This is a genomic window from Thermogladius sp. 4427co, assembly GCF_051933805.1.
Classification (GTDB): domain Archaea; phylum Thermoproteota; class Thermoprotei_A; order Sulfolobales; family Desulfurococcaceae; genus Thermogladius.
Genome location: NZ_CP196893.1, coordinates 333,802 through 350,074, shown reverse-complemented (window position 1 = coordinate 350,074; position 16,273 = coordinate 333,802). Strand labels below are relative to the sequence as shown.

Below are 16,273 nucleotides of genomic sequence, written 5' to 3'. Positions count from 1 at the left end.
TATAATGGTTGAGGGGGTTTAGAACAGGAGTTTGCTGTTGAGACCTCTAGTTGTAGCGGTCTACGACCCGAAATGGTTTATCGAAGTAAAATCTAGGTTGAGAAAAAGGAGTATTGAATTCAATTACTACTATAGTCTCGAGGAGACGCCTACGTATAGTGTTGTCTATACTGATTGGTTCGAGATCAAGAATGAAGCAGAATCGAGGAGCGATTTGACAGTAGTCTACGATCCTGATAGAACATACAAGGGTCTCGAGAGAGCTATCTTGAAGTGTTTAATGAAAGAAGACGAGTACAATATTCTAACCATAGGGGTTGACACAGGGTTTAGGCATGCGTATGTAGCCATAGGGGATTCGATAATAGTGGACTGGGGTTACGAAGAGGATATCGTCCGGAGGATCCTAGAGATACTAGACGAAGTGCCAGCGAGAAACAGGATTGTGAGAATAGGGGTTTTTAATAACGGTCTCGATATTGCGAAGAAAGTGAAGAATCTCAGGCCCGATGCCAGAGTCGAAGTCGTGAGCGAATCTTATACAAACCTATCGTATAACAGGGGTGTTGACAACTCATACCTCTATAGTTTCTTGAAAACCCTGGCTAGAAGCCATTACATGCGTGCTAGAGATATTGCGGCAGCGTTGAAGATAGCTTTGAGAAATGGTGTGGAAATCCTATCTTAGACCCTGGGGCAGGCTAGGGTTTTTCATTCCTATACTTGAAAAATCTGGTAGCGAAGAAACAATAGGAAATTATCCATATAGGGGCGGCTATTATATCTAGATAACTCGGCGCATATATATCTAGTACTTCTTTAATCTGGAAATCGTGGGCGTAGTACGAGGCGACTTTATTGAGTAGCCACGGATATAAGTTTGTGACAATGAATACGGGTGTCAAAAAGATGCCTGCTAGAAGTAGTCCTAGAATAGATGCTAGTATCGACCTAAGCCAGGTTCTCTTAATCCACTTCCAGAACCTCCTGTAAGCTTCTAAACCAAGCCTATCGCTATATCTTGCTATATAAATAGATATTGACGGTTGTAGAAAGAGGTAAAAGATTTCTAGCGCTCCTAGAACCGGTGAGAGAACCACCCCGGCTACAAAGAAAGCCTGCTCCCATCTAATTATAAACCTAATAGATAGGCTTGAGACCAGGAGTCCGGTTAATGAGACTATAATCATCGGTAAATAGATTATTGGGAAATTCCGTAGTACTCTCTTTAAACCATCTACTAGAGGAATGTTATCAGTAACAGCAGTATATAGGGGGAATGTTAAGTATAGTACGAGACTAGCTAAACCCACAGTGTATTCCAGTCCTGTGAAATATGTTGGTATCCTCCAGTACTCGAAACCTAGAAGGTAGTTGATAAACGCTTCTGCTATGGAGTAGACTAATATCAACGATGCTACAATAGTCCACGTAATGAATAAGAGATATTTTAGAATACGGGAGCTATTAGAACCAGGCACATCCAACACCGCAGGGTTCCACATAGCCAGGTAAAGGCTCTTGCTTAATAATTACCTTAACAGGCATTTCGCCTATCGAATGCCCGTTGACCTCCCCCGAGACGTAAATCGTATACTCTCCGGGTGTAGGTCTAGAAGGCATGTTTAAAACGACTCTAATAACCGCCCAATGAGCAGTTGAAAAGCCGGAAGACCAGCTACCCTCAATATATAGATATTGGCTATCGGACGACGTATTTAATATACTTCTTGTGCTAAGACCCTTGATTATATCTATTATAGTACCGAATATGAATAAGGCCGTGGATATCACTAAAAATCCTAATCCTGTTGAAACATTAGCGATATAGGCAGCAATCCTGTAGGCATTGAGAATAAATGATATTGTTTTATGCGTAAAAGCCGCGAGCTCGATATACTGCTCAGGAATACTCGGGCTGCTCGCGTCCGATTTATCGTAAATCGATGGAAAACCTAGCGGGAAGCTCAGCGGGATTTTCAACCTTAATTTCAGCTGGCCTATTAAGCCGGCTAGAGTAGGCGTTGCCTGAACCCCCGAGGCTTTAAGCTCGAAAGCTATATATTGATAATAGCTAGCTGCCAGCTTATTCGCAGAGACGCAGGCGACGAATATTGTACGAGGGCTTTCCACTATCCTTAGATCGCTTACTATCGCTTCACTAACATATGCTATAGGGGGAGAACTGCTAATAAACCATACAAGCTGGTTTGCTGGATTAAATACTTCTGGAGCATACCATTCTTCAATCCATGCGTCTACATATGCTCTTATATATGCTGAAGAACCATATGCGTCTTTAGCGTAGACGGTTATAGTAATCAATTCGCCGGACGCCTGCTCAAAATACGATATAATACTATTTAGCGGGATTTCAAAGTACTGGTTTGCAACATATATTGAACCCTTCTGGTAAGAATTGAAAGTCCTATTGTAATAAATGAATCCATTAACGTATATAGCGATCCAACCGCTGAAAGGCACTGATGTACCGTCAGGATATACTTTATCTAGTACAATGCCGATCTTAATGCTTCCATTACCACTCGCATAGTCCTGGTAGAGCCCGTTGATTAGTGTAGAGGAGAGCGTTATCGAGCCTGGTACATAGAAATATGCTCCAGTATCATTGAAATATCTGCTAGTATTAGAAGGTAAAATGCTAGACTGGACGCCTGTAGACAATACTTGTATTGCCATCCTTGTTTGCGGGATAGGCGTCTCGGGATAGGTTTTCTCAGTGTACACTGTTATGAGGAGTAGGGAGATATTGCCTCCCAATTTCAAACCGGCCCCGTAAAATGTCCAAGCAGTAAGCTGTATATCTACTGATAGATTACTGAGGGAGTCTATGTTAGATGGATAGATCGATACAAGGGTTGGAGATGTTGGGGCTTGGTAGAATATGTCTCCTGTATCTAGCACGCGGAGTACACTTTCAGTAGACGGGTCTATTTCTTTAAGTACATATTTTACTTCCAAGACCTGGTCTTGACTACTAGCATTAAACCTCAGGTTGAGCTTGATATTATATACGTAGGGCCCTAAATAGATGTTGTTGAATGAAATTGAGCTAGTAAGGTAGGTGCTATTCTCATACGATACTACAGGGTATACGAACTGGTATAAGTGTAATGGTCCACCTCCTTCCTCGATAACTATTAGAGAAGGGTCTTTAACGGCTTCGCTAGTAGTATTATCGACTATCCCCTTGATACTACTGTTCCTTAAATCTATGATAAATCCTCGTTTAGTCTCCTGGGTTAATATCTTTACTTTCGTATTCTGCCAGCTAGTTGAGAGGTATGGTTTTACTGCTTCTATTATATCGGTATCGAAAACCGGGTTAGAACCCCTTGGGTCAAGACCCCAGTACAATCCCACTATAATAGGATCATCGAGAGCTTTAATCCCGTGACCTGGAATAACCATAGGTGAGCCCGGTTCGATCAGTACTATTGCCCTGGATTTAGTTCTTTCTTTAACATATTCTACAGGCCATGGAAGCTCCCTGAAGGAATCGGATATGTTCTTCCAGCCTATTCCTCTAACCCTAAAGACTTGCACTACGATCGTATCATCGCTCTTCAGCCTACCGTCTCCGAGGAACGGGATGAAGATTCTACCTGCTAGTGTACTATTAGATTCAATCCATGACCTAGGAACGAGGAATACCCGTCCATGGAGTATCCTGCCATCGGGTAGGTATGTGAGAGCCCTTAAGCTATCAACTCTACACCCTTCTAGCCCGGGTATCTGGGATACCCTAAGTATTATGTAGCCGGTTTCCACAATGTTATCTGATTGTGGTACGCCGGCGACTGTAATAGATGGTGTTAGGATCGTATAGGTGAGTATGAGTAAAAGTAGGATTGTTACAATGGGTTTAGACACCGTCCCCTTCACCTTCTTTATTTTCTATGCCTAGAGTTATATAAAAAAATTTTTCGCTAGCCGGCTTTAGTATTTTAATGTTCTAAAGCGGATAGTCTGTTGGAAAGTGGGTCGTCATGTCTCTATCCAAGCTTATTACAGAAATATCTACGAGAAAAGATACTTTCAACGCCGGGGAGCTGGATCCGGAATATGAGCCTACGAGGGCTGTCTACAGCCATCCCGGCGAGAGGGTTGTTTTCAAACTAAAGGGGGGAAGTGAGTGGCTTTGCATCTCAAACCTTGTGAGGGATAGGAGGGATCTATACAGTCTTCTAGGTGTGGGCAGCGATCAAGAGTACTATGAGAAATTCCTGAAAGCATTCTATAATCCATCCAGCCTAGAGGTAGTTGATTTCGGCGAGTACTATAAGAAGGCTGACTTATCGCTCAGGGACCTGCCTTTCATAAAATACTATAGGGAGGACGGAGGCAGGTACTTGACTAGCTCGGTATTTATCGGGTGCTGGGAGTCTGTCTGCAACTCTAGCTTCCACAGGGTTATGTATATTAGTGAAGAGAAAGCTACACTGAGAATCGTCCCCAGGCATTTGTACTACATGGTTAGGAAATCCCATGAGCAGGGAAGGGATCTGCCTGTAGCATTAGTTCTCGGCTTAGACATCTTCCAGGAGATAGCTGCTGCTTCAAACCCTCCCTACGGGGTATTCGAGGTAGGCATCGGGGCGGCACTAGGTGGTTCGAACAAGGTTGTTAAAACACCTCTATTCGGGATCCCTGTCCCGGTTGAAGCATCGTTAATTGTCGAAGGCGTAATATCTAGGGAGGAAGACTGGGAGGGCCCGTTCGTCGACATACTAGGTCTAGTAGACGAGAAGAGGAGGCAGCCTGTTTTCAAACCCTTAGCATATTACGTTAGTACTAGGAACAGCCTAGTCTACCATGCTATAGTGCCTGCTACTTCAGACCACTTCTTCCTAATGGGGTCTCCTAGAGAGCCTTTAATATACGAGAGCGTTAGGAAAGTGGCCCCGGGCGTTACGAGGGTTAGATTGTCTAGGGGAGGCGGGAACTGGCTTGTAACAATAGTGGCTATAGAGCAGTCTTACAGGGGCGAAGCTTTAAACGCAGCTCTAGCAGCTCTAACAGGGCACCCGAGTTCTAAGATAGTTATCGTCGTCGACGACGATATCAATGTAGATGATCCTTTCGAAGTAGAATGGGCTGTAGCGACCAGAACCAAGCCCGGAGAAGACGTTGTCGTATTGAGAAACGCTAGAGCAAGCACACTGGACCCTAGGAGCCCGGAGGGTGTCGGAGACAAATTGATAATACTAGCTACAAGGCCTTTGGGAGAACCCAGTGAAAAATATAGGAGGGTTAAACCACCCTGATCTCAAACAGTAGCGGTAGAGGGCTGTTGCCAGCCTATAGGACTCGATTCATGATCTAAGCATGGTGGTACAATGCCTGTTTTAAAACTAGCTAGGGGTGAAGGAGTCAAGCTCTTCGGTCCATTGATGCTCACTGTTAGAGACGGGGTTGTCGAAATACTCGGTAAGAAGATCGGTAGGGGAGAAAGTATAATCATCCATAGGCTGAAGAGTTACGCCCTCCTAGCAGTCGAAGACTCTGAGCTCGATCTAAACCTCGTGAACGAAGCACAGATTAAAAAACTCGAAGACAACGAGCCATACCTCCAGTGGGTTTCCCTAATAGACTCGATCCTCGAGACACGCCCTAGAGTTGTTGTTATAGTAGGAGACATTGATTCGGGAAAGTCTTCTATGTCGACGCTTATACTAAATAAAGCAATCGAGAAAGGGATGAGCCCGGCACTAGTCGATGCTGATGTAGGACAGGCTGATGTAGCGCCACCAGGCTACGTATCCCTCGCCTACCCCCAAGCCCAGGTATTGTGGAATAGGAGTTTAAAACCTGCTAGGATGGTTTTCATAGGCGATATAAAACCGCAGAGGAAAACCGATGCAATAATATACTCTGTAAAAGAGCTTGTTGAAGAAGCTTTAAGCAGTAATCGTTACCCGGTGGTTGTAGACACAGACGGGTGGATGAGAGAAGTACCGGCAGTCTTATACAAATTCAGGCTAATAGTAGCGTTAAAACCACAGTTTGTAATCCACATTGGTGAACCACCTTCAGCGCTCGGGATCTTGGAGAGGATCGGTGTTAGAGTGATAACAACCCCTTCTCCTAGGGTGAAAAAAGTCAGGGATAGGCCTGAGAGGAGGGAGTATAGAAGCGACCGCTACCGGGAGTTTTTCGCTAACGCTGGGATAGTAAAGTATAATCTAAGCGAGGTATTGTTCCTGGATTTCCCGATCCTGCAAGGGTCTAGGGTCGATATAAGCAATAAAGCGGTTTACAGTAGTATCCTAGCAGGCAAGTACTTTGTCGTAGCCAGGTCGGAGCCTAAAAAATTATTTGAAGAGCTCTCGGCGAAGCTTGGAGAAGACAAGGTGATTGTCTACCCGCAGGGATTCGAGAAAGGATTGTACGTATCTCTAGTGGACGGTAGTAGGGAATGCCCCGGTATGGTGGAGAGGATTGACTTCGACCAGAATATTCTGTATGTGAGAACCCCTTGCATAGATCTAAGAGCTAGTATTATAAAAGCATCGAATATTAGACTTACGGAGGATTTCAGAGAAGAATATATTGAAACATGACTTAATCGACTAATAGTGTTCTGGTGGAGTAATTGTATCTGACAGTAGAACAGGAAAAGATGCTTAAAGGGGAATATGGCTGGGCTGTTGCTAAAGCGTTAGAGATTATTGTGAAGACAGGCGAGGCGCTAGGAGCTCCGAGACTAGTCAGTATAGTTCACGCCCATGTCTCAGGTGTCTCATACTCTAATATCCTTGAACCCGGGCTAGCCTATATAAGGAGCCTCTTCGAGAAAGGGGGTAGGGCGAGAGTCTATACTACTATAAACCCTGGTTGCGTAGACTACTCGGGCTTCTCTGAGGTAATAGATAACTCTCTCAGGGGGAAGCAGCAAGCGATCGACGAGGCTTTAATAGGCATGGGTTTCAAACCCGTGTTTACATGCATACCCTACTACCATAGGCCTCCCTCGCCAGGCGAGTTCCTAGCCTGGGGTGAGAGTAGCGCTGTCGCAGTAGCTAATAGCGTGTATGGGGCTAGTAGCAATAGGGAAGGAGGGCCTTTAACAATTGCAGCCGCTATAACAGGGTATACTTACTACGCTGGATTACACGTACCCGAGAACAGAGTCGCTAGTGTTATTATAGAACCAGGAGACCCGCGTGTACTAGATAATCCGGGGGCGTTGGGTCTATGGATTGGCGAGAATATAAGGGATATACCCTTGTTGAAAAACGCGCGGATAGACTTCTACGGGCTTAAGATCCTGCTTGCTTCTTCAGCAGCATCAGGGTCTCACGCCCTAATCGTGTTAGAGAATATAACGCCAACCGGGACGTTCAGGGTCGAAGCTTCCGAGAGGGTTATGATCGAATACAGCGATATAGAGAAGTACTCCGGCACCGGACCTCTAAACGGGGACGTACTAGGGTATATAGGCTGCCCCCATCTACATCCAGGGGAGTTTCTAGAGATCTACTACCATATTATCAGAAGAGGGAGGCTGCCAGCGGGGAGTAAGCTATTGCTCACTATACCGGTAGAAGTATACAAAATGTATTCCGATAAAGTACACTATCTTAGGAAGCTAGGTGTAGACGTAGCTGTAGGGACATGCCCTGTAGTCTCTAGGCTTGCCAGGAAATTCGATGGCCTCGTAACCAACTCGGGGAAAGCAGTCTTCTACCTGGCTAGATATTTCAAGAACAGGTACTTGCTTACCAATACGGAGGGGGTGCTTAGAGCTGTCTACGGTCAGATTACCGGTTAAAATCATTGTTGATGGTGATTGTAGGGCACCGTTGTATGTTTACAATAGCTACGTAAGCTTCCTAGGCGAGGTAGACCCTGTGGAAGGGGTTTTGAAACCCCGGGGAGATAAGATAGCAGGCTCAGCCTTCGCTTTTAAAGGAGGGAGGGGTAGTACCGTCGGCTCGTATGTTATTTATGCTCTAAAATACTATGGTAGGCAACCGGCTTGTATGGTTGTTGAAGAACCCGAGCCTATTATTATCACAGGCTGTATAATGGCTGATATACCGCTTTTCCAGGTGGGCAGAGGGGTTTTAAACATGCTTTCCTCGAGAAAATTGGTGCTGGTTCATAAAATAGGCGAGGACTATGTTGAGCTCGTTGAAGAATAGTAGAGGCTTGTTTATTGTTCTAGAGGGTCTAGACGGGTCGGGTAAGACTAGTATTGCTAGGATGATAATAGAGAATCTGAGTAGGGCAGGTATTAGAGCAGTATACACTTATGAACCATACGATTCTTTAATAGTCAGGGCTATTAAAGGAGAATACGCCAAGTACAGAGATGCCTACGTCGACGCATTAGCATATGCTTTGGATAGGCTTATACACTGGAAGACTACTATAGAACCTGCGTTAAGGGAAGGTGCTGTAGTAGTATGCGACAGGTATTTCTACAGTAGCGTCGCCTACCAAACGGCTTCTGGAGCCCCCTACGAGTGGGTTCTCGAGGTAAACAGGTATGCGCCGAGACCGGATATAGCAGTATACCTTGACGTAGACCCTAGGCTCGGGCTGGATAGGAAGAAGGGCCTGGAATCGAGGTTCCCGGAGTATGAGAGGCTGGATTTCCTATATGAGGTTAGGAAGGTTTACATGAGGATGGTTAGAGAAGGCCTGCTCCAGCTAGTTGATTCTAATAGGGGCTTGCATGAGGTATTTAACGATGTATGGAGGATAATAGTCGGGTTGTTAGAGAGAACTAGCTCTTCTTAGGTTGCTGGCCCGCAACTGTTGGGAGAATACTTTTTATCCTCCTAACTCTCTCGATTACCTCAAGCCATTTAATTAGGTCGGTGGGTTCGATCTCGACTCTATCGCTGAGCATGCTGTTGATTTCGAGCAGAGCTCTCTCTTCGATCTTGTCTAACACTATCGATAAGCCCACCGTCGTCTTAATCTCTCTAGCTTCATCATCTGTTTTAACAAGGTAGACCCTGCCGTGGACAGGGCACACGACTTCCCCTGTCTTAGTCCTGAATAAAGGCAGCCCGCACCCTGGTACAGGACATGTTTCGGCGAGCATTACCGCACCAGCTTTTATCAGCTCAGCCATTTTCTTCACAGGGTCTACTCTATTGGCTTCTTCCATACAAATTCCTCCAGGATTTAGGATTAGGATAAAATAGGGTTATATCTGTATGTATTTTTCAAATAGTATGGGGTGGTTAACATGTCGAGAGTGCCTGATAATGCTGTTAAAATCAATAACGCTATCTACCTCCTGCTATCTATAATAAACGATACAGCTGTACCTAGGAATATTAGGAGGGCTGCTACAGAGGCTTTAAACTATTTGAGGAACGAGACCCTGACGCCTGGTGTTAAAGCAGCTAATGCTATAAGCGTTCTAGACCAGGTCAGCCAGGACCCTAATATGCCATTATCTGCTCGAACAAAGATATGGCAGGTTATAGCAATACTCGAGACAATACACGACTAGGCTACCCGTTAAGGGGTTGATGCTTGTTTAATATCAGAGTTAGAGGTGTTTCTTCCACATCTCTCTCATACATATTTTTAAATAGAGGCTTTAGGATCGTTCAGTCTTCCGAAGTAATAAGCAGGAGGCTGAATATCCCTTTCGATCCTTCTCCAGCTGAAGTAACAGTAAAGGATTCTAGCGAGCCAGGTGTGATCCTCGTAGTCGGCTCGAGAAATGCTGTCGAGAAAGTCTTAGAGGTCCTACGGGAGGAGGTTAAGGGGATAGTTATATGGAGAGGCGACCCAGGGTTGCACTCGGTTCATAAAGCGAGGGTGGTGAAAGCTAGTGGTAACGAGTGCATTCTAAGGCTTGCGAGCGGGAAAGAGGCTATTCTAAAACCCTGCAGCAATAGAGAAGGCGACCTCGTACTAGTGGGTATCACTAGGACAGCGTTTAGGAAAGGCGATACGATAATAGCTTCTAGAGAGATAAGGGTTGACGGACTATATATATCGCTCATCAAAGGCAGTAGTAGGATAGAGTTCTCGGAATACATTAGAGACGAAGAGAGAAGGGCAGAGCTAACTGCTCTAGCAGTATCTAAGCTTATAGGATCTAATATAGGGGTAAGGTTTAGGAGTAATAGCAGGTATGGTGAGTTAGAAGCGATAAACCGGGAGTTCGACGAGCTACTAGGGGTTCTCAAAGATATTGAAGCAAAAAGTCGTTCAACAGATGTAGAATCAGTATTGTACGAAGGCGAGGGCATAGCACTCGTATACCTAACCTCGGTAGCGAAAGAGAGACTTGACGAAGTGAGAAGTAAGATAACTGCTACATCAATAGGGCATCATGAGCTGAAGTATAAAGGTTTAGATGACCTCGTGGATTATACAGAATTCCTCATATCAAAAAATATTATTGAGAGAGAACGCTCTAGGTCATTGCTAGAATACATCTTAGCAAGAGATGTGGGAAGAGAGTATACTATAATACAATGGAAGCCTACGGGAGAACGCTTAGAACTCACACCCGGCACTCTAGTGGACGTAAGCGGTTTCAACGGGGATCTGGTAGCTGTCTTCAAAAGGATTATACGCTCCTCCGGCGTATACGATGGGCTCGGCATCGAGAAGAAACCAGGCGATATCGACTACATGGTTGTGAAGAAGGGCTCCTGGCTTGTCTCGCACAATTATTACAGAGGAGAGGAATACCTTGGATCATACATTAATATAAACACTCCCCCAGAGATCGCAAAAGGGGTTGTAGAATACATGGATCTCGAAGTAGATGTAATAGTATACCCGGATGGTTCTACCAAAGTAATAGATTTAGATAAGTTAGAGGAGGAATACAGACAGGGTTTGATCGACGAAGAGGTATATAGGAAGGCTCGTGAAACAGTTGAAGCCGTAGTGAAAAATCCTAGAGTTCAGATTTATAACCCGTAGGAAAATCAAGTGAAATAATTGGAGCGGGGGTGCCCGAGCTAGGTCAAAGGGGTCGGGCTTAGGACCCGATGGCGTAGGCCTGCGTGGGTTCGAATCCCACCCCCCGCACTAGGGCTAAAGTGAGATTTTAGGAAATTCCCCTGTTGCCGGAAATCCTCTTGGATCATTTGTTTAATCCGGTTAGCGGGCCCGCCGGGATTTGAACCCGGGTCCTCCGGCTCCGGAGGCCGGCGCCCTATCCTGGCTAGGCGACGGGCCCTCTCATTAATTGAAATGTCAAGGTCGCATAATAATTGTTATCAATAAAGGATTCGAATATGGTTTAGCCCAATCCCTCGGGTATGTTGAGGAAGTATTCCTGGGGTCTACAAATATCACGGGTACATCGTATTCGACTGCTTTGCTAGCTATAGAGTAAACCAGTCTCCTACGTGCTAATCTTGCTAGTTTCCATCTAACGCTATTGTTTTTACTGTTTGCATTTTTCCCTAAGCCCCTTGAGGTTTTCTAAGACTACTCCATGTCTCTTCTTCTAAGCATTAAGAACAATTTGTTAATCAATTTTTCCAGTACCAGTTGACAACAGTTCTGGATATTTTCGATTAACTTCTCTGGCTACTAGCTCCAGCAGAGTTCTGGATTTATATGGATGAGAATAGTTATACATGTGTCTAGGTTTAGCTTCCGGAGAATGGTTTATATGCCGGTGGAAGTGTATAGGAAGGAACTTTTAACAATATACATGGGTTTCGTAGGGCTGGTTTCCGTACTTACTTCAACGTTGTACAGAAAGTTTATCGATAGCATAATATCCCTGATGTTCACGGAAGAGCATTCGTACCTGTTCGTGGTTATAGTATCTGTTTTCCTAGTCCTCTACCTTTCTTTCAGAGAGAGAATTATTATGTTCGAGATCAGGATTAGTAAGATGATTGTTGCTTCCCTAGCTCTGACTTTCGCTGCATTCTTCTATCTCCAGGCTATTGGTGAAACAGAGTATCTTGTACAATATATGGGTTTGAGCTTCTCGTTTACTGTGCTAGGATTATATACTCTATTATTCACACCTTCTAGTCTTAGAGGGCTTATAACATATATCTCCATATTCCTATTAACCCCACTTCCAACAAGCATCTTGGATTCTCTAACCCCAGCCCTCTCTAGGTTGGTAGGTAGGATAGTTTCACTAGTAACAGGCGCAGGCTATATCGATGTGAATGGTATTGCATACCTAGTGGTCTCAATGGGCGGCGGCGAAACCCGTCTCCTAGTAGGACAGGCTTGCACTGGTATTGTAACAATCTCGTCTATACTAGCTACAATTCCTTTAGTACTATATCTGCTAGCCTATGGTAGAACAAGATTATCAAAGAGGATTATAGCAGGAGCTCTATCGATAGCGGTAGGGTTATTGGTTGGGCTACTAGGTAATATCATAAGGGTTATTCTAGTCGTTGAAGGAGTGAAATACCTTGGTTTAAACGAAGGAATGGCACTATTCCACTACTCTCCCTCGATAATATACTCGGCGCTTTCGGTAGCAATAGTATTCTACATTGTGAACAAGCTTGGAGGAATTGGGAAGATAGTTCCAAGCCCTAGGTATGTCGAGATCCCAGTGAGGAGAAGCCGGATGCTAGGCCTCTTCCTATTAGTTCTATTATTAACGAGTTTATTCATACTAGGTCTAAGCGATATTCCGATAGCTACATCGGAGTCTATCCCATTGATTAATACCACCCCCGAAGAATTTATCAAACACCCTGAGACGTATATCCTAGGGAATTTTACTATAGTGAATTCAGTAGACGACCCTTTTCTAACCCAGGTATTAGGAGCGTTTAACGTTAGGAGGAGTATCGTAATCTACGGCGGGGTTGTATATAATTCGTTCATAGAGGTTGTCGACACGCCTGCTAGGCTACATACATGGCAGTATTGTCTATCTCTCCAGGGCTATAATATAACCTATTCGTGGACAGAGCCTGTGGGCTGGCTTACCGCGACTTTTATAGAGGCTTCTAAAACAGGCGAGTACTATACGCTAGCCTATATTACAGCACCTATCAGAGTAGGTTTGGCAGGGAATATAGTACAACTGTATATCAGGCTTTCAATACTATCCTTGGGTAGCGCTAGGGATTTAGCCTCGAAACTCTACGAGATACTCGGTCTTGTCGCTAGGGGATTAAGCTATGGTGATAGTACAGTCGGTGCTATAATAGTAGTTTTCGACGTGTTAAGCAAAGTTGAGCTCGTTATACTACTCGTCTACTGGGCATTAATAGTTGTAACACGGGTTGGGGCATTATCAAGCTTTTCAAAATGGTTTAAAAGAGCTGGTAAAGCCACCTCCTAGCCTATTAAATAGACGTGTCTTCTAAGGGTTAAGACGACAGGTCTAAAGCTACTAGTATGTAACCGGGTCCCAGTCGCTCCACCTACATCATTTGGGTCAGGACGTCTCTGCTAGGTCATCCCGTGTGTAAGATATTTACATTCCGGGTTTAAATATAGCATAGTATGATACTCTCGTACGTAGGTAATCGCCGAATGAAGGTGTACATTAAACTGAGGAATAAATGGGTTCTTGTAAAAGGCTGGCTGAAGCAGTCGTCGACAAAAACCGGGAAGAAGACATCGGGCTACTCTATCCTAGGCGAGGAGTCCGAGCCGCCAGATGCGAAAGGGTTGGACGAGGTCGTTATACCTGCCTATGGTTTCTCGAGGCTTTTATCTAAAATACTTAGTATTGAGGGAGAGGGCGTAGTTTTAATAGAGAACCTAGACGTGGAGAATTTGAGAGTGAGGGCTAGGAGAGAGATATTGGATAAGATAGTTTCATTGGCGAAAGAGCTTAAGATAATCGAGTAGAACGAGGCCTAAAACTTTATGTCTCCGAAACAATATGATTTAATCTATATTATCGGCGGGTTGTATGAATATTATGGACATTAGGAGGGCTATCAATAGGGTCGGGGAAGAAACTGTTAGAATGCTGCGGGAGAATATCGGTAGGCTGGAACTTGGGCAAGTAGTCTTTACTAATCCTACAGGAGATACTACTAGGAAGATCGACCTAATAGCTGAAGAATACCTGGTCGACCAGGTTAAATCTAGCGGTTTAAAAGCATGGGTTCTAAGCGAGGAGAGAGGTCTATATAAGCTGACGGATAACCCGGAGTTGTTGATAGTCGCAGACCCTCTAGACGGTAGCCTCAACTATATTCTCGAAATACCTTTCTCGGCTGTATCAATAGCAGTATATGGTCTAGGGAATCTGAGATTAGAGAGTCTTGTCTACGGTTTTGTAGCAAATATTTTCCGCGAGGAGAAATACGAATTCTATGAAGGAAGAGTCTACTTAAACAATACAGAGCTCAGGCAAACGTCTAGAGGAGAAGGCGTGATATGCATACACACGATTAACCCGCTCCTAGTCGACAAGATTAGGAGGTTTGTCTTGAGCAAAGGAGGTAGGCCGAAGCTCAGGACACTGGGTGCCGCGTCTCTGGAAGCTGTTTACACAGCTATAGGGAAAATGGAGTATTACATTAACGATGTTGGAGGTATTAGGCTGAATGATATAGCAGTAGGATTAGCCATAGCGTTAAACAGAGGGTTGAGGGTTACCTTGAGACCTTATCCTGTAGTTGTCAGCCCGGATCATGTAACGGTATTCAGCGAGGTATGGATTACACCAGGAGAATTCCACTAAACATAACCAACCCTCTAGCCACCGAGTCGCAAGAAAAATTGGTTAAAGCCCCTATAAGTATCCTAAAACCAGCCAGGTGATCAGGTCTCGATAATCCTGTTTAAGGATTCAGAGAGTACTCTAGCCCCTCTGCTTGTTAGTAATACGTCTTCTTCAACTCTCACTCCTACATATCCCGGTATATATAAGCCGGGCTCTATTGTGAAAACCATGTTCTTATCTAGGATCGTCTCCGAGCCGACTCTCAGATAGGGTGGTTCGTGGACAACTACTCCGATACCATGCCCCAAGCCGTGGATGAACCTATTCCTTACACCATGTTTTTCCATTACTTTAACAGCAATGTCTGCTATTTCACCGGCTTTAGCACCTGGTTGGATATGGTCTATTGCTTCAGCCAGCGCTTCTCCGACTATTTCAATAAGTCTTTTGATATCGGCGGGAATCCTGCCTCTTATTATTACCCTCGTCAGATCGCTGCACCTACCCTCTACTCTAACGCCGACATCTACTACGATAACATCGTTTTTCTTCACTTTATTTGCCGTGGGCGTATTATGGGGGTAGCTATTGTTAGGCATAGCGTTTATAATTGGTGGGAATGAGTAGTCTTCGATACCGAGTCTTCTAACAGATTCTTCGAAGATTCCTGCGAGCTCTGTCTCGGAGACCCCCTCATATGCCCTCTCGGCTACTCTCCTAATGCCTTCGATTGTGACATCTACGGCTTTCTTAATAGCCTCTACCTCCCAATCTTCTTTAACCATCCTGATACTCGTAATCGAATTCGTTAGATCAGTATACTCTTTCAAACTCCTTAATACTACACCTGCTAGAGGAGATGTAAAACCCGCATCGTATCCTACCCTACCGGATTCGGCAAGCTTCTTTACAAGCTCGCCCCAATCAAGGTCGATCGTCTCAGCGTCTTCGGGCTTAACAGTTTTCGATAAGGCGATTACCTCTACATTCTTATCTGCCAACTGGTTTCTGTACCTGTAGTAGTCGAGGAGAGGAGTGTATACTCTAGTAATCCTATTTTTATGATCATAGAATAAGATTAGGGTTGCATCAGCTAGCGATTTAACACCTGTGAAATACTCGACATTTTCAGGTGATGCTATAATCAGGGCGTCTACTCCTGATTTTTCTGCTACTAATCCTAATTTCTCTAGCTGGGGTCTCAAAAACAACACCTTTCCACTAGGATTCTAGAATTGGAGCTAAACTTATATAATGGTTGCTTTGTTTGTATAGAAATAGCTGTTAATCCTCAATGTTCCAAGGATTGGATAGCATGTCGCTGGCTTCAAGGAGTGAGAGAGGCTATATTTGTAAGAGGGATGGTAGCTTAATGTATCTTGTATACGAGTCTGAGAAAACAGTGGATAATAAGCTTAGAGTAGTCATCTCGTATAAATGCCCTGTTTGCGGGTTAAAACTAGAATCTGAAAGTCTCGAAATACGTAGGGATAAAAACTTTCTGATAGTTTCACGAGGTTTCAGCAGGATAAGTATTTGAATCGCAGTTAAAGATATCATTACTTTTTGACACGATTCTTTGTATAAGGACACCTTTATAATTAAAGATTTAATAAAAAACAATATATATAGTGAGGCGCA

17 protein-coding genes and 2 tRNA genes are annotated in these 16,273 nt (G+C 44.3%); 14 read left to right on the top strand and 5 right to left on the bottom strand.

All coding sequences use genetic code 11. The annotated features are described in order from the left end of the window. Nucleotides 1–37: 37 nt before the first annotated feature. A complete protein-coding gene (locus ACSU1N_RS01865; protein ID WP_440059927.1) occupies nt 38–688 on the top strand; it encodes a hypothetical protein in 651 nt (216 codons plus the stop codon). Nucleotides 689–701: 13 nt separating this feature from the next. Here ACSU1N_RS01865 and ACSU1N_RS01860 read toward each other — a convergent pair whose 3' ends face one another. Together ACSU1N_RS01860 and ACSU1N_RS01855 are read right to left on the bottom strand one after the other, a co-directional pair. Further along, nucleotides 702–1,481 (bottom strand): hypothetical protein, encoded by a 780-nt coding sequence (locus ACSU1N_RS01860; RefSeq protein WP_440059926.1) that lies wholly within the window; start codon nt 1,479–1,481, stop codon nt 702–704. Beyond that, nucleotides 1,468–3,906 (bottom strand): hypothetical protein, encoded by a 2,439-nt coding sequence (locus ACSU1N_RS01855; RefSeq protein WP_440059925.1) that lies wholly within the window; start codon nt 3,904–3,906, stop codon nt 1,468–1,470. Before ACSU1N_RS01855 ends, ACSU1N_RS01860 begins: the two co-directional genes overlap by 14 nt. A 104-nt stretch (nt 3,907–4,010) precedes the next feature. On the opposite strand from ACSU1N_RS01855, the gene ACSU1N_RS01850 reads away from it, so the two are divergent. The 5 genes from ACSU1N_RS01850 to tmk all read left to right on the top strand — a co-directional run bounded on the left by ACSU1N_RS01850 (nt 4,011) and on the right by tmk (nt 8,769). Continuing rightward, the gene (locus tag ACSU1N_RS01850; protein ID WP_440059924.1) at nt 4,011–5,288 is read left to right on the top strand and encodes a UbiD family decarboxylase; all 1,278 of its coding nucleotides are present in this window, start codon (nt 4,011–4,013) and stop codon (nt 5,286–5,288) included. A 72-nt stretch (nt 5,289–5,360) separates the two neighbouring features. Further along, on the top strand, nt 5,361–6,584 hold the full coding sequence (locus ACSU1N_RS01845; RefSeq protein ID WP_440059923.1) for a Clp1/GlmU family protein: 1,224 nt from the start codon (nt 5,361–5,363) through the stop codon (nt 6,582–6,584). Nucleotides 6,585–6,616: 32 nt separating this feature from the next. Beyond that, a complete protein-coding gene (locus ACSU1N_RS01840; RefSeq protein WP_440059922.1) occupies nt 6,617–7,795 on the top strand; it encodes an aconitase X catalytic domain-containing protein in 1,179 nt (392 codons plus the stop codon). 31 nt (nt 7,796–7,826) lie between these two features. Next, entirely contained in the window at nt 7,827–8,168 is a 342-nt protein-coding gene (locus ACSU1N_RS01835) for an aconitase X swivel domain-containing protein (protein WP_440059921.1), read from the top strand. Then, nucleotides 8,146–8,769, top strand: a complete 624-nt coding sequence (gene tmk / locus ACSU1N_RS01830) for a dTMP kinase (protein WP_440059920.1) — start codon at nt 8,146–8,148, stop codon at nt 8,767–8,769. The genes ACSU1N_RS01835 and tmk overlap by 23 nt, the downstream gene beginning before the upstream one ends. Here the strand turns inward: tmk and ACSU1N_RS01825 are convergent. After that, nucleotides 8,756–9,145, bottom strand: a complete 390-nt coding sequence (locus ACSU1N_RS01825) for an Sjogren's syndrome/scleroderma autoantigen 1 family protein (protein ID WP_440059919.1) — start codon at nt 9,143–9,145, stop codon at nt 8,756–8,758. The two genes, tmk and ACSU1N_RS01825, sit on opposite strands and share 14 nt — an antisense overlap. An 81-nt stretch (nt 9,146–9,226) precedes the next feature. Here ACSU1N_RS01825 and ACSU1N_RS01820 point away from each other — a divergent pair, with 81 nt between their 5' ends. The 3 genes from ACSU1N_RS01820 (at nt 9,227) to ACSU1N_RS01810 (ending at nt 11,040) form a co-directional block, all read left to right on the top strand. Then, entirely contained in the window at nt 9,227–9,496 is a 270-nt protein-coding gene (locus ACSU1N_RS01820) for a UPF0147 family protein (protein WP_440059918.1), read from the top strand. Nucleotides 9,497–9,519: 23 nt separating this feature from the next. Further along, nucleotides 9,520–10,932, top strand: coding sequence for a DUF402 domain-containing protein (locus tag ACSU1N_RS01815; RefSeq protein WP_440059917.1), 1,413 nt, complete (start codon nt 9,520–9,522; stop codon nt 10,930–10,932). 23 nt (nt 10,933–10,955) lie between these two features. Next, nucleotides 10,956–11,040: transfer RNA gene (locus ACSU1N_RS01810), tRNA-Leu, on the top strand. A gap of 76 nt (nt 11,041–11,116) precedes the next feature. Here ACSU1N_RS01810 and ACSU1N_RS01805 read toward each other — a convergent pair. Next, nucleotides 11,117–11,191: transfer RNA gene (locus ACSU1N_RS01805), tRNA-Arg, on the bottom strand. A gap of 9 nt (nt 11,192–11,200) precedes the next feature. On the opposite strand from ACSU1N_RS01805, the gene ACSU1N_RS01800 reads away from it, so the two are divergent. The 4 genes from ACSU1N_RS01800 (at nt 11,201) to ACSU1N_RS01785 (ending at nt 14,650) form a co-directional block, all read left to right on the top strand. Beyond that, complete coding sequence (locus ACSU1N_RS01800; protein ID WP_440059916.1) at nt 11,201–11,350, top strand: hypothetical protein; 150 nt, start codon at nt 11,201–11,203, stop codon at nt 11,348–11,350. A gap of 273 nt (nt 11,351–11,623) precedes the next feature. Next, nucleotides 11,624–13,291, top strand: coding sequence for a hypothetical protein (locus ACSU1N_RS01795; RefSeq protein WP_440059915.1), 1,668 nt, complete (start codon nt 11,624–11,626; stop codon nt 13,289–13,291). A 194-nt stretch (nt 13,292–13,485) separates the two neighbouring features. After that, nucleotides 13,486–13,806 carry a hypothetical protein gene (locus tag ACSU1N_RS01790; protein WP_440059914.1) on the top strand — a complete coding sequence of 107 codons (321 nt, stop codon included), beginning with the start codon at nt 13,486–13,488 and terminating at the stop codon, nt 13,804–13,806. Between the two features lie 64 nt (nt 13,807–13,870). Then, nucleotides 13,871–14,650 (top strand): inositol monophosphatase family protein, encoded by a 780-nt coding sequence (locus tag ACSU1N_RS01785; protein WP_440059913.1) that lies wholly within the window; start codon nt 13,871–13,873, stop codon nt 14,648–14,650. A gap of 80 nt (nt 14,651–14,730) precedes the next feature. Here the strand turns inward: ACSU1N_RS01785 and ACSU1N_RS01780 are convergent, their stop codons facing one another. After that, nucleotides 14,731–15,846, bottom strand: a complete 1,116-nt coding sequence (locus ACSU1N_RS01780) for a M24 family metallopeptidase (RefSeq protein ID WP_440059912.1) — start codon at nt 15,844–15,846, stop codon at nt 14,731–14,733. Nucleotides 15,847–15,938: 92 nt separating this feature from the next. On the opposite strand from ACSU1N_RS01780, the gene ACSU1N_RS01775 reads away from it, so the two are divergent. Beyond that, the gene (locus ACSU1N_RS01775) at nt 15,939–16,172 is read left to right on the top strand and encodes a hypothetical protein (RefSeq protein ID WP_440059911.1); all 234 of its coding nucleotides are present in this window, start codon (nt 15,939–15,941) and stop codon (nt 16,170–16,172) included. Nucleotides 16,173–16,273: the final 101 nt, after the last annotated feature.

Coding starts and splice junctions, on each gene's coding strand:
- ACSU1N_RS01850 (WP_440059924.1), top strand. CDS start 4,011: ATGTCTCTATCCAAGCTTATTACAGAAATATCTACGAGAAAAGATACT.
- ACSU1N_RS01845 (WP_440059923.1), top strand. CDS start 5,361: ATGCCTGTTTTAAAACTAGCTAGGGGTGAAGGAGTCAAGCTCTTCGGT.
- tmk (WP_440059920.1), top strand. CDS start 8,146: ATGTTGAGCTCGTTGAAGAATAGTAGAGGCTTGTTTATTGTTCTAGAG.
- ACSU1N_RS01825 (WP_440059919.1), bottom strand. CDS start 9,145: ATGGAAGAAGCCAATAGAGTAGACCCTGTGAAGAAAATGGCTGAGCTG.
- ACSU1N_RS01820 (WP_440059918.1), top strand. CDS start 9,227: ATGTCGAGAGTGCCTGATAATGCTGTTAAAATCAATAACGCTATCTAC.
- ACSU1N_RS01795 (WP_440059915.1), top strand. CDS start 11,624: ATGGTTTATATGCCGGTGGAAGTGTATAGGAAGGAACTTTTAACAATA.
- ACSU1N_RS01790 (WP_440059914.1), top strand. CDS start 13,486: ATGAAGGTGTACATTAAACTGAGGAATAAATGGGTTCTTGTAAAAGGC.
- ACSU1N_RS01785 (WP_440059913.1), top strand. CDS start 13,871: ATGAATATTATGGACATTAGGAGGGCTATCAATAGGGTCGGGGAAGAA.